The organism is Leptolyngbya boryana PCC 6306, assembly GCF_000353285.1.
GTDB classification, from domain to species: Bacteria; Cyanobacteriota; Cyanobacteriia; order Leptolyngbyales; family Leptolyngbyaceae; genus Leptolyngbya; species Leptolyngbya boryana.
The window spans coordinates 5,505,538-5,526,891 of the sequence record NZ_KB731324.1 but is presented as its reverse complement, the minus strand read 5'-3'; the positions used below and the strand labels follow the sequence as shown (position 1 = coordinate 5,526,891).

Sequence of the window (21,354 nt, the reverse complement as noted above, 5' to 3'; positions counted from 1 at the left end):
TTTACACTCAAAGTTCATCACTAATCTCGTTGAATTAACTGTTCGGCAATCCAGCCTATCGCGCCAGAATTCGGGAAGTAGACTTTGTACCAGACATAGCCACCTGAATCATTTCCGATGTCGAGGATGCGAACCCGATCGCCTGTATAAGCAATGTGCGCTACACTATTGTCCGTTCCTGGCGCACTCCGAACGTTCTTGCTGCCCGGTTGCCCGACGATCGTGGCATTCGTGTCAGAAGACTGCGATTGTACGGGAGTTGAAACTGGAGCTTGAACAATCGGTCGATCTGGATTGACGAGTTGACCCGCAATCCATCCTGTACCGCCATCGGGTAACAGTATCTGATACCAAGGATGCCCATCTGAATTACGACTAGTCCCAATAATCCGAACGCGATCGCCGGGAATGCCTCGATACAACACACGGTCACTGGTTGTTGCTCCAGAGCGGATGTTCTTTGCGCCTGGTTCACCCACGATCGTGGCATTGGTATCGGTAACCTGAGTTAAAGCTGGAATGGTAGGTTGAGCCGGGGCTGCCGCAGTCGGAGAGGGTTTCGGTGAGCTTGCTGCACTCGGAGCAGGACTCGACGATGGACTGGGTGACGCAGAAGCAACGGGACTAGGAGAAGCAGATGGTTTGACTTCGGTTGAAACGCCTGGAATTTGACTTTTGAGCAACAAGGCTCCGCCTAGAATGCTGATACCGATGATGCCGCCAGTGATGACTGCTTTTTTCCATTCACTGCCTGGAGCTGAAGTAGGTGTCATTTGAGAGTGTGGAGATGAAAAGTTTGAGGTTGAATTAAATTGGGTGTGAGGAATGCTCGGAAGTGGTTGAGCTGCTGCAATCATGTTTGCAGGCTGCATATGACCAAACGGTAAAGTGCTGCTTCCTAATGCAAGAACTGCTGTGAGCATTTCTTCAGCCGAAGCGAACCGAGCAGCAGGATTAATGTGAATTGATCGGTTCAGTACTGCTGCGAATCCAGGGCTAATCATTGGAGCGTAATGCTGCCAGTGAATCTCTCCAGTGCGTGGATCAGAATCGAGATCTTGCGGTTGTCTACCTGTGAGTAAATAGATGGCGGTCATTCCCAAGCTGTAGAGATCGCTTGCATAAACGGGGCGTCCTGCAAGCTGCTCAGATGCCATGTAACCGGGAGTACCAACGACGATCGAATGTGAACTGTTCGTTTGAGAGTTGATGATTGCTCCCATTGTTTCTTTCACTGCACCAAAGTCAATCAAGACTGGTTTACGATCGCTATTCCGCAGGATGATATTGTCCGGTTTGAGATCGCGGTGAATAATTTGATGACGGTGAATATGTGCGATCGCAGGCAGTATCCCACAGAGAATTTCTCGCACTGTTCCTTCGTTCAATATTCCTTCAGATTGGATTTTTTGAGTTAGGGTGACTCCATCAATCCATTCTTCAACTAGGTAGAAATGATTGCCTTCGACAAAGTTGGCATAGAGACGGGGAATTTGATCGTAGTTCTCGCCGAGTTTCTCTAGAACGGCAGCTTCGCGTTGAAAGCGTTCTTGCACCATTTGATGCACCTGTGGATTGTCACTCACAGGTTTTAGCTGTTTTACAACACACTTTCGTGCCGAAGGCATCAGTGTATCTTCTACTAAATAGGTCATGCCAAAGCTACCATCGCCTAATACGCCTAAGACTTGATAGCGATTATTCAGAAGCGAAGGTGGTAACGTCGTTCTGTCGAGATTTAACATCGCGGTGATTCAGATAGAGAGAAATCGTCATGGAAATTCGTGCTTGAAGAGGGCTTTTGTCGAGTAGTGTTCCCCACTGAAAAAGCTAGATCACGAAAAAATATTGATCTCTAATCCAGAAAAGCGGTGATTTTTGCAGCGTAAAAGTGTTCGCCTAATTCGTGAACATATCGGGCAGTCCTGTCTTCCATCAGCGATCGCGATGAATTGATCTCCAGCGGTCGCGCAATTTCTCCTGGGTGGTTGGGTGTGGATTCTCAATCTTCAGACTCATTGCGGAACTTATCGTTTGGTCGGTGAATCCGATTCCGGACGACATACTCAACTCAAAAATTGCATGACCTCCTTAGCGTTAATCCTTAGACCTATTCAAAGATTTAAGTAAAACGATGACCGCTCAATCAAAACTCAGTCAAACCATGATCGATAACAGATTCAAAATGCACGATCGCATTCTTCTTGGAGTTGCCTTGATTGCAGGTATCATGCTGGGCACACAACTACCGCTAGTCGCTCAACCTGTTCTGGGTCAAGCCTCATCTTTTTCTCGATCAAACTTGCGATCGTACATTGGGCTAACTTATCGTCAGCTTCCAACCGGATTCAAAGATAACGGCGGTTGGGTAGTGAAAGGGGGACGATATCGGGCTGATTTCGTGCAGCGAGGAAACACCAGAATGATCTGGTTTACCAAGGTTCTCAAATGGGATCGCGGCGGGGCCGTTCCTGTGCAGGTGGTTGATGTCATGGAGCTACCAACATTTCCTAGATCACAAGAATTGCATTATGCGTTTTGTCGATTGGATGGCGTGAACGATCGAGAAATTTTTGCGATCGCAGAAGCAACCCATGACGATATTCGCACAACGATTTATCGAGCATGGAGAGCAAACACGAAGACTGAGAAAATTGAACCAATCAGCACAAAAGGAGTTGCCTGTCCACAGGTCTAAGTTGATTTTCTAGCTTTTCACGACATGACGATCATGAATTCTTACAAATTGATGCCGCTCGCTCTCATCGGATTGATTCAAGCTTGTAATGTAAGCACTCCCTCCTCAGTCGCAACACAATCTAGCTCCACACCTATTCCTAAATCTGCAACTGTTCCTCGATCGAATGAGCCAACCTCTGAAGCTCAAATTACACAACGCCCAAATCTACCTGCGTTCTGCGATCGATCTGAATATGAAACCTTTTTTGAGAAATTCGTTTTCGGCAAAGATGAACACGGTAACGATCTGCGGGCGATGTATACTGCCGATCGTATTGAAGTTCGAGACTACGACAATCCTGCGCAGGTGCTAGAAGTTCTGCGTCGCCGAGATGATGAATTTAGCATCAATTTAGTAGACACTCGCTGGGTTCAACTGGTGCCATCGAGTGTAGACAATAGCCCCTATACTCGGCTCAAGCTTGATATCGATCGAACAAGCGCAGATACATTCCGCGTGAACTATATCAAAGCACAGTACAGATACACCGGAGATGTCACCGGAACTGAGTCTGAAGAAATCGTACAAACCTATGGAAATCCGGGCGCTTACATTTTTCAGCACCAAAATGGCTGTTGGAAGTTGACTCAAAAATTACAATCCACAAAGAACGTAACTTCGGCAGCTTCTCCAATCCATGTAAACACCTTGGGGCTAACTGAAAATATGCCTTACTCCGAAGCTCGTCAAAAACTAATCGATCAAGGCTGGCAACCGCATACTCAGGGCGATCCTCCTAACCGTCGTGAACAAGTTGTGAGAATGCTTTTAGAACGAGGTTATGTAGAAGTAAAAGATTGTTCTGGCACAGGTCAAGCACCCTGCCGCTTTGAGTTTGTTAACAACAATGGAGAACTACTGGTTGTGTCTACGATTCCCCAGGATAATCCCAATGCTGAAAGGGTTGTATGGCGCTGGTTTATTGAAGCAAAACCATAAAGGTAGTTTCTCAAATTGATTAACGATCAGATTTCATCAATGCAGCATCTAAGATATAGCTTTTCAGCATAAAAAAAGCCCATCCAGTTATGCAGAGGTTGGATGGGCTTGGTGAGGCACTCGAAAGTTAAACGTTTTTGTAGTTTGGATTCCATCGGAGCCACGATCGCTCTAATGCTCTTGCGATCGCATCTGCTAATTTCCCAAACAATGCATAAAGCAAAATACTCAGAACGACAATATCTGTTTGCATAAATTCCCGCGCATTCATTGCCATGTAGCCGATGCCAGAATCCGCCGCGATCGTTTCTGCAACAATCAAAGTCAGCCACATAATTCCCAGTGAAAAACGTACTCCGACTAGAATCGAAGACATTGCACCTGGAAGGATAATCTTCCAAAACAATTGCAGTGGCTTCAAGCCATAGACCCGACCCATTTCAATCAATCCAGGATCAACATTGCGGATTCCATGAAATGTATTGAGGTAAATCGGAAATAGTACTCCTAACGATACTAAGAATAACCGTGCTTCATCGCCAATTCCAAACCACAAAATCACGAGTGGAAGCAATGCCAGGTTCGGAATCGTTCGTAGCATTTGCAAGGTTGTATCAAACAAGGTTTCTGAAATCGGAAACAAACCGTTGAGTACACCTAATATAAAGCCAATCCCGCCCCCAATAATGAATCCAGTGATCGCTCGTCTTGCACTGATTGTAATATGTTTCAGCAATTCACCAGATAGGATCAAATTCCACGCAGCTAGAAACACACTAGAAGGTGAAGGGAGTACTCTAGCTGGAATGATTCCAATCGAAGAGAGTACTTGCCACAGAATGAGAACTGCGATCGGAAATCCCCACGGTAAAAACGCCCGAATTTGCGGGTTTCCTAATGACAATTTAAACGATTCTGTTCTTAGTGCTTGTTGACCCATAGAATTATTCTCGTTAAAGATACGATCAGTAGATTTCGATTCATCTGCGTTATTCAGCTTCAGGACTTAAGCAGCTTTTTTGTACATTCACTTCGCAATTGTTTCAAGTTGGGCAACTTCTGCTTTAGACCATTCTTGCTCGTGCTTTCCCAACACACGCTGTACTAGAGTTTCTACAGTCTTGGCAAAGACCGCATTTCCGCGCTGCCGAGGACGAGGTAAATCGACTGAAATATCTAGTGCAATTTGACCGTCTTCGATCAGAACTACACGATCAGCAAGGACTACTGCCTCTTCCACGTCATGCGTGATCAAGAATGCTGTAAATTTCTGCTCTTGCCATAGTCGTTCTAGTAAACTCTGCATTTCTACACGGGTTAACGCATCTAAGGCTCCAAGAGGCTCATCGAGCAATAATAGACGCGGTTCACTAACTAATGCTCTAGCAAGGGAAACCCGCTGTTGTTGCCCACCGGATAGAACAGCAGGCCATTCTTTTCCACGATCGCCGAGTCCAACTGAGACTAATCCTTCTCTGGCTTTCTGTCTCGAAGTTGTATGAGACTTATGCTTCGTGGCAATCAGTCCGAGTTCGACATTATCAATGACGCGTTGCCAAGGCAGTAGACGCGAATCCTGGAACATCATCCGCACATCGGAATTGAGGTGTTGTGAGCGTTGTCCATCCAGCAGCACACTTCCTTCTGTTGGAGGAACTAAGCTAGAGATGAGGCGCAATAAGGTACTTTTACCACAGCCACTTCGACCGACGATCGCGACAAATTGCCCTGGTAATACTTCGAGATCAATGCCTCGTAAAACTTCTTGAGAATGGAATGATTTTCTCAGGTTTTCAAGCTTGAGATGAATTCCATGATTTGCTGATGTCATTCAAATCTCCCGGAATAGTTCAACAAAAAAAGACTCATGATGAAAGATATACTGGTCTCACTGAAATGGCTTGGGTCGGTAATTTGGCGATAAGAAGTTGCTTAATTCTTTAAACCACTGTAAGTTGGTAGAGATATTGTAGTTTCTCTTTTTTAACTCTTCCACATTTGCGCTAGGAAGATGAGTATACTGTGTTACAAATCCTTGAAGTTTTTTAGCTTTGTGCAATTCGTCTGAATGGATCTGCCGTTGTTTTACTCCTTCAAACCTTTCTGGCAAACTCGTTTGAGCTAGAAGTTCAGGCTTTCTATTTACTGTGCTGCCTTGATCCTAGAGTCTTGAGCCAAGCAAGAATGGTGTGATAGCAAGCTTACTGATGATTGAAGTTGTAGCAGCTCTCGGGTCGTCATTTGCTTCATCTGTGGCGAAAATTCAATTCAGAATTTGAAGCGGGTATGTCTGTGAGTGCTGATTGGGAGGAGTGAGCGATCGCATTGAATCGGTTCAAACTGCATCATTTATCATTCTGAATCAGGCTGATGTGGAGATGATCGCCTCAATGTTGGACTCAGAATCTTCTGGGATTAAGCGGTCGAGATGAAAAAAATTGCTGATTTGTATGTGGGATTTCGGTGTGCTCGATCTAAGAGCGAATTCCACACGAGAGAATCAAAAAGACTTGCTTTTGCGTTTTAGATTTGAGATGTTTTTAGGCAAGACTTGAGCTTCTGCTGACCGAAATCCCGACATAGATTCTTCAACGAACTAGCTACCAGAAGAAAGTAGATTTCTCTGCAAAATATCTTGAAATTCGACTTGAACGATATTGATATAGCCCGGATCATTCAAAGCGCTTGAAGGAACTAGATTGTTCTGGATTCCGGCTTGAATGAGTGCCTCAGGCGTAATGGTGCCAGTTGCGATCGCTTGCACTAAGTCTGATCCAGAAGGAATTCCTTGATTTTGAAGATAACCTTGCCGAGCAAGATGCACGAGCGTGATCGGTGGAGTTTGATTAATACTTTGGGCGAAACTGGGAGATGAGATCGCGATCGCACCTGCTGAACTTATAATGAGTGATAGTGCTGTAGCACACCATTTGCCAAAAACAGGCTTCATAATTTGTCTCCTAATCGTCGAGATAAACACAAACAGAAATGTGCCGCTCAAGGTGAAATATCCCCGAACGGGCTAACTAGCTAAGAACAATCGATCAAAGAAAAGCCTCAAGCAATTTCAGACAATTCTTCGGTCTATCTTTGGAATACTCTAATCAGTAATCCAAATCCCTCTGTCATGAGTGCTATTTAATTTTGCTAATTTGAATGTATACGGGGAGACTAATAAAAGCAAATACTTCTGATTGTTAGAATGATAAGTAGAAGTGATGCTCATTAAAAAGCGATCGCTAACTTAAAGCTAGCGATCGCACGTCGTTTGATATTGTTTCTTAAGGATTAATGCTGCCCAGGATGTTGTATTCGTGTTTGAGCAATCATTATATTCAGTAGAGAAAGCAGCAGATGAAAAGGAGTAGATTCACCTGCTACCAATAAGCTAGGAGAACACCGTCTAGCTTTAACTGATATGAGCTAGCACTTGAGGAGTCGTTGCACTTTGAATCGCAACAATCAACTCTTGCAATGACTGTTCCAAGCGTTGCTCAATTTCTTTGTCAAGTTGCAGCGATCCGTCAGGCTGTCGCTGAATTTGCTTATCGACTGCGTAAACTGTGCTGATGAAGTGACGCGCTCCAAGTTCAGATAAAACAGGCTTCAACGCATATTCTATCGACAGCAGATGAGCGATCGTTCCTCCGGTTGCAATTGGCAGGACAATTTTATCAACGAGCGCTTTCTGAGGCAGTAAATCTAAAAATGCTTTCAGAACGCCTGTATAAGACGCTTTGTAGATTGGAGTCGAAATAATAATGCCTGCTGCTTTTTCAAGCAAGGCTTTCGGTTCTTCCAAAGCTGGACTGTCATATTGTCCAAATGCGAGTACTTCCGCAGGCAGATCGCGGACGGAGAGGATTTTTGTCTCAATCGAAGCTGATTCTAGCCGTTGAGCCGCAGTTTCCAAGAGACTGTAGGTTCTTGATGGATGAGAGGGACTTCCCGCGATCGCTAAAACATAAGTCATCCGATTAACTCCTTAATTTAATAATCTACGATAAATTGGTCGATTTATCGGACTATGCAACTTAGGAAGCTAGTATTTCACAGATCAAAATTTGACAAAAGTACTTCTGATACAAATTCTGAAAATCTAGATGGACTCACAAAACAGTTCTTGTCAAGCACTGGAGTTGGTGCAGTGGCATAAGTTGATTAAGCGGTAACAAGAGCCTGCGGAGAAACTTCGATTTCTTTTGTAATTCATCACTTTTATTGATGATTTTAAGAGAAAAGAATATTTGCTGTTATGAACTGGAATGTCTACAGTGAAATTGTAAGTTAATTAATGATGACATTGTATGTTTGAGCATTTAAGAGAACGCCGTTATCAAGAGGGACAACGCGATCGTGATGCTGGCTCTCTCCCCAAGCGACAAGATTCGACCTATCTAGAAGGCTATCTGAAAGGTAGACCTGGAGGACTCGATGAAATTGTTCAGTACTTTTCAACGGTTGAGGCATTTCTGAAATGGCGCAATCAGCATTCCGACTCTGCGTTCTTTCCCAAATAATGCCACCTAACCGAGTTCTGGTAATTGAACATTCTCGACGAGCCGAATCAATTCCTGGGGCAAATGAGTGATCTCACTCCAGAGTTGATTCGGGCTGATTCCAAGCAAATATTGCAAGCCTAGAACGATCGCAATAATCGTTAAAATTAATCCTGCTCCGCTATTCAAAATCCTAAAAACGAGTTTCAGCAGCAAAAACGAGACAACGATCGCCGCAATCACTACCAGAGTGTGCGAATTTGCCACAGTTAATAGATCGTTCATACTTCGATAGCGGTAAAGTGTTAAGTATCTGATTGTAAGCTAATTTGTGGCGAGAGTTCGGATTCAAGGGCAGTTTAGTGAAAGCTTTGAAAACTGCCCCGAAAACTACTCCGAAAACTACCCCACGTCAAAGCGAAATCAGTCGTCGAGCGGTTCAGCAGACAATGAACTCGGAATTCGAGAATCGATGAACGCTTGAGAGATGTTCGGAATTGACATTTTTTCGGCTGGCGTATCTGCTATAGATGGAACATTGAACACGATTTCTCCAGTCTCAGAGTTGCGTTTTGCAACGAGTCGAGTCCCATCCATAATTTTGAACACTGAAGGCTTGGTTGAGTCAATTTCTGCTGACTTGGTTCCACTGGGCAAGTAAATTCCACTGCAATCCCATCCGTCAGGTGTGATTTGTCCATCTGCGAGAAAGTAGAGGGTGTCCGCAGACTTTGATGATTCGCCGGGTGCAGAACCGTAGATTGCGAGGGTGCTTCCAGTTTCGTTGCTGCACTGTCCCCATGTAATTCCTGATGCGATCGCAGCTTTCTGAATTTTTAATTCATCAATTTGTTGCTTGAGTGCTGGCGTTGCGCCGTCGGATTCTTGCTCTTGCAAGAGACGATCAAGCGTTTTTGTGACTTCAATGTAGTCTGCGTTTTTAGTTGCTTTTGGTCGATCTGCCCAAGACGGAGATGCGATCGCAAAGTTCACGAGTAAGATAGCTACGAACAGCGCAATTTTGAAGAGCTTCATACTGTTGATCCTAGTGATGAAAAGATTGTAACCAAAGCACAGAAATCAAGGCTCACAGACTGTTGTGCTGTGCTTTAGCTGGCATGTCTTCACTATAGTGAAGGGATTTTATAGAATCAAATGCTCTTATTTGTGGAAATGATAATTCTAAGTGATGCAAGACGAGCGATTCTGCTAAAAAGTGGTTGAGGATCTTTTTCTGAGATTGCGACGCTTTTCTGAGAGTGAGATCGAGCCTAATCGATTGTATCGACCTGCAAGTTTCCGCACCCAGTCTGTTGAATATCCGAGCATTGCAGCGACTTGTTCTACAGTCATCGGTTCAGTAGGATGGCTCAAGAGTTGAATCGCAGTCCAATAATTTTTAGCTTTTGAATCTTGGCAAGTTTCCAGGCAGTGTATTATCTCTGCATAAGTGAGATGAGGAGCAATCTGGATGCGAGGGCGGGGCATGGGTAGAACTGCTCTGTAGAGCTAGGCTTAATGTTCTCTAAGATACTCCTTCAATCTAGGGTACATCATTGATAACAGCAAATATTCTTAGCTATTAAATCAATCACTAGATTTGATTGAAAAAAAGCAAAAACAGCGATCGTTATAAGATGAACGATCGCTGTTAAATCAAAAAACTCGCTGCTTAATCTAAGATTTCTTGACTCGCGGGATTGGCATCAATCTGTGCCTGTGTCCAGTTTGGAATTGCCCATGCTACTTCACCTGCATGGAATTGTTTTGCAGGAAGAACATTAAATTCGATCGCACCCGTTTGAAAATTCGTGCTAGTGACGAACTGAGTGCCATCTACAATTTTGAAGGCAATCGGTGTGGTTAGAGGTTGGCTTGGTTCAGTCGGATTTGTTGCAACGATTGTACCCGTTGGTAGATAGACACCATCGCAATCCCAATCATCGTCAGTGATTTTGCCAGGTTCTAAGAAGTAAATCGAAGTCGGGGTTTTCTTGGGAAGATTGGCATAGACTGCTAGTTTGTGATTGGTAGCATTTCGGCATTGTGCGCGCTTCGATGCTGTTCGGATAATCTGCTGCTGAATTTGCAGAGCTGCTAATCTTTGCTGCAAAGCTTCTTGAGTATAGCCGAGTTGTTCGGGAGTATTTTGTGCTTGTAGCAGTTGAGTCATTTCTTGGGTGACTTCAGTATAGTCAGCACCTTTCGTGAAATCTTTGCCAGCCCAAGAAGGAGGGGCGATCTCAAAGTTCATCAATACTATCAAGCCAACCAATACGAGTCTGAGAAATTTCATGACGTTCTCCTGAATGACTAAGGAAATAACAATTGGTAAGAGCCGTTATCCATCACGATCCGTAGCCCGATCCACATCAAGACAAAGGGGAAAACTTTTCGAGCATACCGAGCAATCACAAACGCGATCGCAGGTTGGCGCGTCAGATGGTAAGAAAGGAAACACCAGAGTCCAATCGTTGCGTAACAGATACTCACAATCACGCTTAATCTAGGCAGCGTACTCGTCGCGAATAGCGGAACATAGATGCCAATATTGTTACCGCCGTTTGCGATCGTCACCGCAGACACTCGATAGGTTTGCGGGTCTTTCAGCGTTGCCCAGAAAGATTCTTGTGGTGTTCGTCTTGCTTGAGGTGTTTTGAGACTGCTAGAGACAGTGTGAACTACGTCGTCATCTTCTTCGTGCTTGAGCAGTTGACTCGCCCCGATTGCGATCGGCAAAAAGCCGAGTAGTCCAAGCAATTGCTCAGAGATGACTAACCCTCCCAAAAAACCAACGAGGCTCACTCCGATTAGTGCTGTAAATCCTAGATACTCACCGATGACCACATGACGAGGGCAGAAAGTCCGATTCACTTTGCCGAAAAAGATCGTTAAATACAAGTTGTCGTCAAACGTTGTTGCAAATGCTACTGCTGTTCCGGTCATTAACGTTCCTTCTAGCCAGTTCATGATTGATCCTCATTGTTCAAGCTCTCGGTTTCCAACACTCTTTTGTCAAAGAAGCTTTGTGTCTACCAAAATCCGAGGCGAAAAGCTTTTGTAATGACTACAGAATATTTGCTCTGTTCGATAGAGACAAATAGTATTCCTTGTCAAATCGATAAATTCAAATAATTAAAATGAGGAGATGACTTGTACTCTGCTGCAAATCGAGACGATTGGACTCTGTAAAGCTGGCTGAATTGTATTCGATGTGATTAGTCTGCACCATTTCCGGATTGAGCAGAATCGTGCAATTCTAATCTCAACTATAGTATTGAAAAGCCAAAGAATCTGTCTTTTAGAGATAGTTAAGATTTCTATTAATGGAATATCAGTAATGTTCAGTATATTTTTAATCAAAAATTCCCATAATCTGATCGGAATTGGAGCAAAATTCACAGAAAATTGACAATTTTTCAATAGAAAACATTGCTATAAAATCCTCGTAAAACGATGGGATTATGAGAAAAATTAAAGAAGTCATTAATGAAATTAGTGGCTGAAAATGCCTTCCAGTAAGGATTACAGATCTAATTTTTTAGAATCTTTCAATTTGTTAATTTCAAAACAATTATTTCTAATCACTTGAAGTTATCGTTTTAAGAAATAAGAATATTTGCTTCCATAGACAGAGCGCGAATACAGTGAATACAGTTTGTGTGAAATAATTTCTGGCTAGAAAGACTGAGAAGCTTGAAATACAACACTCAATTTCAAGCGCTAAAACGAGGAGTTTTTACATGACAGCTGAGGTTCCAATTAGTCCAAGTTTGCATGGCTTGAAACGAGAATGTCTTTCTTATAGCGAGGTTTTAGCTCAATCGATCGCGGTCATTGCTCCTACAACTACGCCTGCAGCAAATCTGGCTTTGATCTATGCGGTGGCTGGCAATGGAACATGGTTAAGCTTTCTACTGGGTTTGGTGGGCTTAGTCTTTGTCAGTATCAATATCAATCAGTTTGCTCGACGATCTGCTTCTCCGGGATCGCTCTATACCTACATTGCGACTGGCTTAGGGACATCGGCAGGTGTACTTTGTGGTTTGGGGTTAATTCTGGCGTATCTTTTCACGGGGATGGCTGTTCTCTGCGGCTTTGCGAATTTTGGACAAGTCTTGTTCGCACATCTAGGGATTCAAACTCATGTGTTGACATTGTTTGCCGTGGGTACAGCGATCGCTTGGTATGCCGCGCATAAAGATGTTCAACTTTCAGCAAAAGCATTGCTTTGGCTAGAAGGCATTTCGATTGGCTTAATTGCACTGCTAGGCGTGTTGATTTGGAGTCATCAAGGATTCGCGATCGATTGGCATCAACTGACGCTCAAAGATGCTACTCCGGGCGGAATTTCGATGGGGATTGTCCTCGTTGTATTTGGCTTTTCAGGATTTGAAAGCGCAACCTCCCTGGGCGATGAAGCTCAGAAGCCGCTTAAGAATATCCCAAAAGCAGTGATGCGGAGCACTGTGCAAACTGGAATCTTCTTCATCGTCATGGCATACATTGAAGTTCTGGGTTTCAATGGAAGCTCTGCAAATTTGGCTCAGAGTGAGGAACCCTTGAGTTTCCTAGCAGAGCAAGCAGGAGTCGGTTTTTTGGGGAGCTTCATTAGTCTAGGAGCATGGTTGAGCTTTTTTGCTTGCATTCTCGCTGCGATTAATCCGGCGGCAAGAGTGATGTTTCTCATGGCGCGACACGGTGTATTTCATGATGCTTTAGGTGAGGCGCACGAAGAGAATTTGACTCCGCATACTGCTGTCGCGCTGTGTGCTTTGGTCACATTTCTAGTTCCCGCATCTATGAATCTGTTTGGACTCAAGACATTCGAGAGTATGGGGTATCTGGGCACGATTTGTACTTACGGATTCTTGTTGGTCTACATCTTAGTGTCGATCGCGGCTCCAATCTATCTGTATCGACTACAGCAACTTCGGTTTCAAGATGTGATCTTCTCAGTGCTGGGGGTTGGCTTCATGATGCTGCCGGTTGTCGGCACGATCGGGATTCCAGGTAGCACGCTTTTTCCGGCTCCAGAAGCACCTGCGAATGTTTTCCCTTATCTATTCGCCTTGTATCTTGCTGTCGGCTTTGGATGGTTTGTGGTGCAACGGTTTCGGACTCCACATCTAGTCAAACACATGGAGCGATCGATTCATGCGATCCATTCCAATCATGCTAATTCAACAGAGCGAAATTAAATGATGAATGACTTTATCACTGCAATTCCAAAAGGTCTAGCTGCCTTTACTGCGACAAATTTAGACGACATTTTGATTCTGATATTGTTCTTCTCTCAGGTCAATGGAATATTCCGACGAAGGCATATTGTCAGTGGGCAGTATCTAGGATTTGCTGCTCTCGTATTTGCGAGCTTACCCAGTTTTTTCGGAACGGTATTGTTTCCGCGACCTTGGATCGGATTGTTGGGGTTAGTGCCGATTGCGATCGGTGTGAATCGGTTGCTCAATTCTGGTGAAGAAGAAACGGAAGAAGAACTCTCTGAACAGTCTGAGACTTCTTGGGTTACCAATTTTCTTTCTCCTCAAACTTATAGCGTTGCAGCTGTTACTTTCGCCAATGGTGGGGATAACATCGGAATCTATGTTCCTTTGTTTGCGAGCGCGACCTGGGAAAGCTTGCTAGCAATTCTTGCTGTGTTTTTCTCAATGGTGGGAGTCTGGTGCTATGCTGCGTATTGTTTAACCTGCTTGCCGGGAGTCGCTCAAACTCTAACTCGCTACGGAAATCAACTGGTGCCTTTTGTACTGCTCGGACTAGGGGTGTTAATTCTGATTGATAGTCATACCCTTGAAGACCGAGGACTTGCAGTGTTAGCGTTAGTCATCAGCTGCATGGGATTAATTCATCTGCTGCGGCTGGCGAAAGCTACATCTTCTAAAGCTTTACTAGAAAAAATTCCAGCACTCTATCCCTCCGTAAAAGCTGACGAAAATTGATATGAGGAAGCCAACAATGAACGGTTTTAGAATTATCCTGGTTGCACTTGTGCTATTGCTCAATTTGGTTGGAGCTTCACCTGCCTGGGCTGATCCGCCAAAGCTCACAGGTACGCCAGAGTATGCTGAAGTGACGCAAGCGATCGCAAATCTTATCCAAGCTAAAGCATCTCCCGAAGAATCTGATTTAACGCCGGTTGAAATTGAGCAAAAGCTAGGAGCATTAAATCTTCAAAAGTACATTTTAGAGACGGCATCGCACTATTCCCAGTGTCGCAACTCGACAGGAAGTACGATCGCAGTTTTCGCTCATAAAGCAAAGAAAGCTCCGCAATCTCCGAGCGTGCTTTACTATCTAGCCAATGGCGAAATTACAGAAGATGAATGGAGTTGTGATGGTGTGTATTTACCAACAGGAACAAAGTTAGCTGGACTATCAGAAGTGACTGAACCGACTGTTGCTCAATTTGTGAGTGGAACGCGACTCAACGCAACGGTGAATGCTCAAGGAGAGCTAGAATTTAATCTTGCTCCTTCAAAATTTGCGAAATCGAGTGATGGTGTCTTACCGATTCCAGATTTAACTGTAGCAACAATACAGGCAAGCCTTCCGAATGCTCCAATTGAAGATTAGTACCCAAAGACGGGAATTCGAGGAGTGAATCCATGACGATCGAAGTAGAAACTCAATCTCCACCCAAGAAACTCAATCCCAATCGAATTCGAGATCATTTAGCGAATGAGCGGACGTATCTCGCTTGGATGCGGAGCGGGGTTGCTTTGATGGGGTTTGGTGTGCTGATTGTTCGTCTGCGAGTTCTCCGTCCACCGATCGCGCCTCAACCTCCGGGTGCAGGCTGGCAGCTAGGGCTGGCTTTTTCTATTGTTGGGCTGCTAGCAGTATTGCTCTCAACTCAGCATTATTTTGCAGTTCGGAACGATATTGAGGAAGACACCTATGAACCTCCGGATCGATGGGTGATTCTGTCTAGTTTGACTGTCGCACTCTTGGGGCTTGGGGTGATCTACTATGTCTTCACGGTGCCGTTAGACTGGCTGAATTCTGTTTTGATTGAGTAGCAATTGGGTCAATGTTCAATCTAGAGAATCGTTTTCAATCTTTTTTGAAGCTATTTCAAAAGCTTCTCATCGTTCACTGGCAAACCTTACTATTATTGTTTGTCGGAGTCGGGTTGCCACTGTTGATTTTTGAGCAACTTGCAATCATCGTTTGGCAAAACGGCGGCTTCGTTTGGGATCGTTCCATCTTGCTGAGTATTCATCAAACTGCACAGCCAGGGTTGGATGCTTTTGCGAAAACGATTACACCGCTCGGCGTTAAGAAAGGAGTCGTTCCAGCGACGATCGCAATTGCAGTGATCATGCTCTATCGGAAAAGATGGCGATCGCTGACTTATCTATTACTTGCAGTTGGTGGGACTGGAGTGATTAATCTGATTGCGAAAGCGCTTTTTCATCGAGATCGCCCTGCTTTGTGGGAGGCTGCTGCTCATGCTGGTTTTTCTTTTCCGAGCGGGCATGCGATGTCGAGTATGAGTTTTATTGCTGCCTTAGTCATTCTCACTTGGGGGAGTCGGTGGTGCTGGCTGATTGCAACCCTTGGAAGCGGTTTTGTTGTGACGATCGGGTGGACTCGCCTTTATCTGGGGGTTCACTTTCCAAGTGATATTTTGGCTGGCTGGATGGTGTCGCTGGCTTGGGTGATTGGAGTAAACTTAATCATTCGACCGCACCTGAAGCCTGAAAACTTGGAACCCCCTTCAGAAGAAACCTCGCTGATGCCGGAAGAATTACAAACCTAAAAGGATGACACAACTTGAATATCCTAGAATTTTCATTACTAGTTTGGTTGGGTTCATTCACTGCTGGATTCCTAGGAGCACTGACAGGATTGGGCGGTGGGGTTGTGCTTGTTCCGCTGTTAACGTCAGTGTTTGGAGTTGATATTCGCTATGCGATCGGGGCTTCTCTTGTCTCTGTGATTGCGACTTCTTCTGCGGCTGCTTCAACTTATATTAAGCAAGGACTCACGAACTTACGCTTAGGCATGTTTCTAGAGGTCGCAACAGTGATTGGAGCGTTAGTGGGTGCTTTGATTGGAGCCTTTATTTCAGTTAAGGCGTTAACTGTCGTCTTAGCGGCAACATTACTTTATTCTGCTTATTTAGCTCAACAGCCGCGACCTGATTTTTTTGAACATCAAGACTCTGATCCGTTAGCTGTACAACTGAAATTAAATGGAACTTGTCCCACTCCTCAAGGTGAGATGAGCTATGAGGCGCAGTCGGTTCCAGTTGGTTTTAGCGTGATGATGGTTGCAGGCGTTTTGTCTGGATTGCTAGGAATTGGATCGGGTGGATTCAAGGTGCTTGCAATGGATCAAGCGATGCGGCTCCCGTTCAAGGTTTCGACGACGACCAGTAACTTTATGATCGGCGTGACGGCTGCTGCTTCGGCAGGTGTATATCTAGCACGAGGTTATATTGATCCAGGACTATCAATGCCTGTGATGCTAGGAGTATTTCCTGGCGCATTGCTCGGTGCGAAAGTTTTAGTCGGTGCTAAAACTCAACTATTAAGAATTCTCTTTAGCCTAGTTTTGATGGCAATGGCATTTAAGATGGTGTACAACAGTTTGGCTGGAGGGATGTAGATGTACAAGGATCTGATAGCTCGATCGAATTCCTCAAGCGATGAAACGCTGGATCGATCGCAAGAAGCAAAACTAGAACTTTGGATCAGCAATCTACTACGCTATGGTGTGCAACTCTCTAGCTTGATTGTATTAGTTGGTGGAATTTTGTATTTGATTCATCATCATGCTGAACCTGTTGATTATCGGGTTTTTCAGGGTGAACCTGCGATCTATCGCTCTCCGAGTGGTGTCGTTCAAGCACTGCTTGAAGGGCATCGTCGCGGCATCATTCAACTCGGATTACTCGTCTTAATTGCAACTCCCATTCTTCGAGTCTTGCTTTCTCTGGTGACATTTCTCAGATGGAGAGATTATACTTATGCTGCAATTACGTTTTTAGTTTTATCTGGCTTGATTTATAGCTTTGTGGGTGCGTACTTTTAAGCGGAATGCGCCAGCTTCCAACTCACCATCACGAGCATCAGATAAATCACAAATCTAAGCGGGCGTTGGGGTGTAAGTTTGCAGAGTTTTGCACCCACGATCACACCTGGAACTGATCCGATCCAAATCGGCAAGACTAAGTGCCAATCTACAGTTCCTAGAGTCAGATGTCCGATCGAAGTAAATGTCAATAAAATTGCTGCTTGAGCCAGATCCGTTCCGACTAATTTTTGGGCATCTAGCTGAAAGAATGCAATCAGCACGAGTGCGAACATCGAACCCGATGAAACGCTCGTCATCCCGACAATGTAGCCGAGAATTGCGCCCAGTGCGATCGCGCTCATTCGACCTGTCTGTGTCTCTAAATCTAACTTGGGCAAAGTGGGCAGTTCCCACGCTGGTGCAAAGGTCATGAGGAGAAGTTGAACTAATGCGGTCGCTGTCACGAGCAAAATCGCATAGCCAATCAGATGCAAGAGTATCGAATCTAAATTTACTTCGCCAAATTGCCGCAACCAGTGCAATGTTGCAACTCCTAAAAGCGAGCCAGGCACACTTCCGAATGCTAACCAGCGAACGGCACCTAGATCTAATGTTTTCTGTCGCCAATGTTTGACACCGCCGATGACTTTCATCAGGGTCGCTGCGACAACATCGGAACTGACCGCAACAGAAGCAGGCACTTGAAACACGAAAATCAGCATTGGGGTAATCAGTGAAGCGCCACCAATTCCAGTCAGTCCCACAACAATGCCAACCCCGAAGCTAAAGCAAGAGAGTAATAAATAATTCATCTCGGTTATTCTCCTTTGACTCTTGGTAGTAAAGAAGCAAGATCAAAGGAACCTTCTAAAAGCGAAGTCGGAATCTCAAGAATCTGAAATTGAATCAGCGCGATCGCAAGAACGGTAAATGCAGTCGAAGAAACTACACCCCACAACAGGTCTTTCTTCAAATTGCGGTCTTGATTTTGAAAAACTTCGATCGCTCCCACTTGCATCAGCAAAATTCCGACGAGATTCGAGAGCCAATAACCCGCGATCGTGCCGCCCAAGAACCAATCTGGAGAAAGTTTACTCAATACATATCCAAATCCATATGCGACGGGCAGATTAAAAATCAAATCGTTCCACCAGCACAGCGGCGACAGTAACCAACCCAGTGCAAAAAGTAGACCTCCTCGAATTCTTTTCCAGGTGATTCTTTGAAATCCGGCTTGACTCACAGTATCCTGCTCCCTATTACCTAAATCTTGATAGACTTACCGTATTTTAACAGAACATTGTCACAAGGACGAAAAATTTAGTTTTGTACAAAATATGAGCATGAAAGAAATACCCCTCGGTATTCTCATGCAAACGAGGTGCAGCGATTGAAGCTAGCTCTCAAAATTTAGAAAATCGAAACATTGCTTTTGCAGCAGAAGATTTTGCCTCAGCAGAACGGTATGCATCCTGAGAACAAAATCATATTCTATGTCTTTGATAGCTAAATGTAGTACATCGGATTGCCACGCTGGTTCTCATCCCACTCTCGGTAGAGATCTTCTAGCGTAATGCCCGTGAGAAATTTTTGAGAGAGTGTATTGAGGCTCTGCCAAACGTTATAAACAATTTGCCGCTCTAAATTTGGCGTAACCTCTAATTCTCTGGGTTTGCGCTCTCCATCCACGAACGCAACGATTTCAAATAAAGTAATTTCTTTTGCATCGCGTGCAAGAACATAGCCACCTCTAGACCCTCGATAGCTGCGGACGAGTCCCCCACGCCGGAGAATCGTCATAATCTGTTCTAAATAGCGCTCAGGAATAGAATGTTTTGAAGCAATTTCTGTAATCGTGAGCGGCGCATAACTTCGATTTGCATGACCCACAAGTTCTAAGAGTGTCAGCAATGCATACTCAATCCTAGAAGTCAGTTCTATAGGAGTATAGCTAGAGAGATCTGATTGCATTCAAACACTCGGTAGATTGACTCATTTTGTATCGTAAAACTGTTAGTCCTAAAAGTAGAGCAGTCTTTCTCTCTGCTTCCTGGGCACAATTGCAAGAGAGAAAGGCAGTTGGATTCGTCTTGGCTCAAGCTAGCTCAGTGCGTAGGCTGGAAATGTCTTCACAACTTTCGGCTTAATGTAGATGCGTTGTTGTGGCTCTAGGCTGAGTTGATTAAAACGATCGCGGCTCAGATTCGCAGTCACTAATTCCCCAGATTCAAGTCGGATTTCAACGACAATTTCCCAACCTAAGTGGATCACGCGATCGACCTGGGCTGAAACTGATTCTGAGGACGGGATTAGCTCGATATCAATGTCATGCGGACGCAAGAACACGCGATCGGAATCTAAAATCTTGTTGCCGTCGTTGGGTAAAATGCCTGCACGAGCAGGAACCACATTGACTGGACCAATAAAGCTCATGACAAACGCAGAAGCAGGATGATCATAGATATCTGTTGCAGTTCCGACTTGCTCAATTCGACCGCGATTCATCACCACGATTTCATCTGCAACTTCCATTGCTTCTTCTTGATCGTGAGTGACAAACACTGTGGTAACGTTCACGTCTTTGTGCAACCGTCGGAGCCAAGCTCGCAGTTCTTTTCTGACTTTGGCATCGAGCGCTCCAAAAGGTTCATCGAGTAGCAATACTTGCGGTTGTACGGCTAAAGCTCTTGCGAGTGCAACCCGTTGGCGTTGTCCGCCAGAGAGTTGAGACGGATAGCGATCGCCAAATCCTTGTAGCTGAACTAGCTCTAGGAGTTCTTCCACGCGCTCTTTAATTTTTGCTTTGGGCTTCTTGCGAATATCCAAAGCAAATGCAATATTTTCTCGAATCGTCAAATGCTTGAACAGCGCATAGTGCTGAAACACAAAGCCAATATTGCGATCCTGGACTGATTGATATGTCGCATCGCGACCAATTAATGCAATCCGTCCTTCATCTGGGGTTTCTAATCCTGCTATCATGCGCAAGAGCGTTGATTTACCTGACCCAGAAGGTCCTAATAATGCAACGAGAGAGCCAGTTTTGATGCTTAAGTTGACTTGATCAACCGCATGAAACGAGCCATAGTGCTTGGAAACGTTTTGTACTTCAATACCCACGGTGCCTCAATCCTCCAGAGAAGTTTTCCCTGCATTCTACGGTTTATCCATAGAATAACAGTATATTAGTCAGGTTCGGGTTTTCTTTGTAACGTTGAACACATATTTTCAGGGTTAGGAAAAACTTGTCTGCTCTGTGCCATCACTGCTATTCCACTTCTTTGATGCGCGTCTTTCGTTCCATGATCTCTTTCAGCACCAAAGTAACGACCGCAAGCAAGGCTAGCAATACGGCTGCTGAGTAAGCTGATTCTGTTTCATATTGTTTGTAGGCTTCTTCTACAAACAACGGTAAACTTTGCGTTTTTCCAGCTAAGTTACCTGACACAACCGAGACCGCTCCAAATTCGCCCATTGCTCTAGCATTGGTCAGGATAATTCCATAGAGCAATCCCCACCGAATACTCGGCAGTGTGACCCGCCAGAATGTCTGCCAACCATTTGCACCCAAGGTTTTTGCCGCTTCTTCTTGATCGGCTCCCGCTTCTTCTAGAACTGGGATCACTTCTCTTGCCACAAAAGGCATACTCACAAACATCGTTGCAAGTAGCATGCCCGGAAAAGCAAACACAATCCGAATATCGTTGGCTTGTAACCATGTTCCGAACCAACCGAGTCGCCCATACAGCAAGACGATCATCAAACCTGCGACAACGGGAGAAATTGCAAACGGTAGGTCAATGATGCTCAGTAACAAGGTGCGTCCTCGGAACTGTTTGCGAGCCAGTGCCCAAGCAGTACAGAGTCCAAAAACTGTATTGAGCGGAACTGCGATCGCGGCTAGCATCACAGTTAACTTAATCGCGTGAATAAAATTCGGCTGTGTCAAGTTCGAGAGAAAGGGTGCAACACCTCCCTTAAACGCCTGGTAAAAAACATTGATGGCAGGAATGTATAGGATTAGCCCCAGGTAGGCAATACCGATACCAATGAGTAGAATTGGAACCCAACTTTTTTGTTGCGTTGTTTTTCTTGTTTGAGCTGAACGTGGAGCATCCGCGATCGTCGTCATTG

At 44.7% G+C, this 21,354-nt stretch carries 25 protein-coding genes; 10 read left to right on the top strand and 15 right to left on the bottom strand.

The features are described from left to right. Window positions 1–20 precede the first annotated feature (20 nt). A complete protein-coding gene (locus LEPBO_RS0127570) occupies window positions 21–1,745 on the bottom strand; it encodes a serine/threonine protein kinase (protein ID WP_017290823.1) in 1,725 nt (574 codons plus the stop codon). Between the two features lie 389 nt (window positions 1,746–2,134). Between LEPBO_RS0127570 and LEPBO_RS0127565 the strand changes: the two genes are divergently transcribed. Together LEPBO_RS0127565 and LEPBO_RS40405 are read left to right on the top strand one after the other, a co-directional pair. After that, the gene (locus LEPBO_RS0127565; RefSeq protein WP_017290822.1) at window positions 2,135–2,698 is read left to right on the top strand and encodes a hypothetical protein; all 564 of its coding nucleotides are present in this window, start codon (window positions 2,135–2,137) and stop codon (window positions 2,696–2,698) included. Window positions 2,699–2,731: 33 nt separating this feature from the next. Beyond that, complete coding sequence (locus LEPBO_RS40405) at window positions 2,732–3,679, top strand: hypothetical protein (RefSeq protein ID WP_017290821.1); 948 nt, start codon at window positions 2,732–2,734, stop codon at window positions 3,677–3,679. Between the two features lie 127 nt (window positions 3,680–3,806). Here the strand turns inward: LEPBO_RS40405 and ssuC are convergent, their stop codons facing one another. The 4 genes from ssuC to ssuE all read right to left on the bottom strand — a co-directional run bounded on the left by ssuC (window position 3,807) and on the right by ssuE (window position 7,652). Next, window positions 3,807–4,619 (bottom strand): aliphatic sulfonate ABC transporter permease SsuC, encoded by an 813-nt coding sequence (gene ssuC, locus LEPBO_RS0127555; protein ID WP_017290820.1) that lies wholly within the window; start codon window positions 4,617–4,619, stop codon window positions 3,807–3,809. 87 nt (window positions 4,620–4,706) lie between these two features. Further along, window positions 4,707–5,510, bottom strand: a complete 804-nt coding sequence (locus LEPBO_RS0127550) for an ATP-binding cassette domain-containing protein (RefSeq protein ID WP_017290819.1) — start codon at window positions 5,508–5,510, stop codon at window positions 4,707–4,709. Window positions 5,511–6,275: 765 nt separating this feature from the next. Then, window positions 6,276–6,629, bottom strand: coding sequence for a uroporphyrinogen-III synthase (locus LEPBO_RS38470; RefSeq protein ID WP_017290817.1), 354 nt, complete (start codon window positions 6,627–6,629; stop codon window positions 6,276–6,278). A 459-nt stretch (window positions 6,630–7,088) separates the two neighbouring features. Further along, window positions 7,089–7,652: an NADPH-dependent FMN reductase gene (ssuE, locus tag LEPBO_RS0127535; RefSeq protein ID WP_017290816.1), complete on the bottom strand. Its 564-nt coding sequence runs from the start codon at window positions 7,650–7,652 to the stop codon at window positions 7,089–7,091. A gap of 334 nt (window positions 7,653–7,986) precedes the next feature. Here ssuE and LEPBO_RS0127530 point away from each other — a divergent pair, with 334 nt between their 5' ends. Then, window positions 7,987–8,199 carry a hypothetical protein gene (locus LEPBO_RS0127530; RefSeq protein ID WP_017290815.1) on the top strand — a complete coding sequence of 71 codons (213 nt, stop codon included), beginning with the start codon at window positions 7,987–7,989 and terminating at the stop codon, window positions 8,197–8,199. Between the two features lie 6 nt (window positions 8,200–8,205). On the opposite strand, the gene LEPBO_RS0127525 is transcribed toward LEPBO_RS0127530, so the two are convergent. From LEPBO_RS0127525 to LEPBO_RS0127505, 5 genes are all read right to left on the bottom strand, one after another. Continuing rightward, window positions 8,206–8,463, bottom strand: a complete 258-nt coding sequence (locus LEPBO_RS0127525) for a hypothetical protein (protein WP_017290814.1) — start codon at window positions 8,461–8,463, stop codon at window positions 8,206–8,208. Between the two features lie 138 nt (window positions 8,464–8,601). After that, entirely contained in the window at window positions 8,602–9,213 is a 612-nt protein-coding gene (locus LEPBO_RS0127520; RefSeq protein WP_017290813.1) for a hypothetical protein, read from the bottom strand. Window positions 9,214–9,387: 174 nt separating this feature from the next. After that, window positions 9,388–9,666, bottom strand: coding sequence for a helix-turn-helix domain-containing protein (locus LEPBO_RS0127515; RefSeq protein ID WP_017290812.1), 279 nt, complete (start codon window positions 9,664–9,666; stop codon window positions 9,388–9,390). A 184-nt stretch (window positions 9,667–9,850) separates the two neighbouring features. Next, complete coding sequence (locus LEPBO_RS0127510) at window positions 9,851–10,474, bottom strand: ATP synthase subunit B family protein (RefSeq protein ID WP_026148965.1); 624 nt, start codon at window positions 10,472–10,474, stop codon at window positions 9,851–9,853. A gap of 17 nt (window positions 10,475–10,491) precedes the next feature. Further along, the gene (locus tag LEPBO_RS0127505; RefSeq protein WP_017290810.1) at window positions 10,492–11,148 is read right to left on the bottom strand and encodes a cadmium resistance transporter; all 657 of its coding nucleotides are present in this window, start codon (window positions 11,146–11,148) and stop codon (window positions 10,492–10,494) included. 773 nt (window positions 11,149–11,921) lie between these two features. On the opposite strand from LEPBO_RS0127505, the gene LEPBO_RS0127500 reads away from it, so the two are divergent. The 7 genes from LEPBO_RS0127500 to LEPBO_RS0127470 are packed head-to-tail and all read left to right on the top strand — an operon-like array spanning window position 11,922 to window position 17,238. After that, complete coding sequence (locus LEPBO_RS0127500) at window positions 11,922–13,379, top strand: APC family permease (protein WP_017290809.1); 1,458 nt, start codon at window positions 11,922–11,924, stop codon at window positions 13,377–13,379. Further along, window positions 13,380–14,138: a cadmium resistance transporter gene (locus LEPBO_RS0127495; RefSeq protein WP_017290808.1), complete on the top strand. Its 759-nt coding sequence runs from the start codon at window positions 13,380–13,382 to the stop codon at window positions 14,136–14,138. A 16-nt stretch (window positions 14,139–14,154) separates the two neighbouring features. After that, the gene (locus tag LEPBO_RS0127490; RefSeq protein WP_017290807.1) at window positions 14,155–14,772 is read left to right on the top strand and encodes a hypothetical protein; all 618 of its coding nucleotides are present in this window, start codon (window positions 14,155–14,157) and stop codon (window positions 14,770–14,772) included. 32 nt (window positions 14,773–14,804) lie between these two features. Continuing rightward, entirely contained in the window at window positions 14,805–15,218 is a 414-nt protein-coding gene (locus LEPBO_RS0127485; RefSeq protein WP_017290806.1) for a YidH family protein, read from the top strand. 11 nt (window positions 15,219–15,229) lie between these two features. Beyond that, window positions 15,230–15,961 carry a phosphatase PAP2 family protein gene (locus LEPBO_RS0127480; RefSeq protein WP_017290805.1) on the top strand — a complete coding sequence of 244 codons (732 nt, stop codon included), beginning with the start codon at window positions 15,230–15,232 and terminating at the stop codon, window positions 15,959–15,961. A gap of 14 nt (window positions 15,962–15,975) precedes the next feature. Then, the gene (locus tag LEPBO_RS0127475; RefSeq protein ID WP_017290804.1) at window positions 15,976–16,812 is read left to right on the top strand and encodes a sulfite exporter TauE/SafE family protein; all 837 of its coding nucleotides are present in this window, start codon (window positions 15,976–15,978) and stop codon (window positions 16,810–16,812) included. After that, window positions 16,813–17,238, top strand: coding sequence for a DUF1634 domain-containing protein (locus LEPBO_RS0127470; protein ID WP_017290803.1), 426 nt, complete (start codon window positions 16,813–16,815; stop codon window positions 17,236–17,238). Here LEPBO_RS0127470 and LEPBO_RS0127465 read toward each other — a convergent pair. The 5 genes from LEPBO_RS0127465 to cysW form a co-directional block, all read right to left on the bottom strand. Beyond that, window positions 17,235–18,032: a sulfite exporter TauE/SafE family protein gene (locus LEPBO_RS0127465; protein ID WP_017290802.1), complete on the bottom strand. Its 798-nt coding sequence runs from the start codon at window positions 18,030–18,032 to the stop codon at window positions 17,235–17,237. The two genes, LEPBO_RS0127470 and LEPBO_RS0127465, sit on opposite strands and share 4 nt — an antisense overlap. A gap of 5 nt (window positions 18,033–18,037) precedes the next feature. Next, on the bottom strand, window positions 18,038–18,463 hold the full coding sequence (locus tag LEPBO_RS38465; protein WP_017290801.1) for a hypothetical protein: 426 nt from the start codon (window positions 18,461–18,463) through the stop codon (window positions 18,038–18,040). Window positions 18,464–18,726: 263 nt separating this feature from the next. Next, window positions 18,727–19,191, bottom strand: coding sequence for an RrF2 family transcriptional regulator (locus LEPBO_RS0127455; RefSeq protein ID WP_017290800.1), 465 nt, complete (start codon window positions 19,189–19,191; stop codon window positions 18,727–18,729). 129 nt (window positions 19,192–19,320) lie between these two features. Beyond that, entirely contained in the window at window positions 19,321–20,340 is a 1,020-nt protein-coding gene (locus LEPBO_RS0127450; protein WP_017290799.1) for a sulfate/molybdate ABC transporter ATP-binding protein, read from the bottom strand. A 148-nt stretch (window positions 20,341–20,488) separates the two neighbouring features. After that, complete coding sequence (cysW, locus tag LEPBO_RS0127445; protein WP_017290798.1) at window positions 20,489–21,352, bottom strand: sulfate ABC transporter permease subunit CysW; 864 nt, start codon at window positions 21,350–21,352, stop codon at window positions 20,489–20,491. Between the last annotated feature and the right edge of the window lie 2 nt (window positions 21,353–21,354).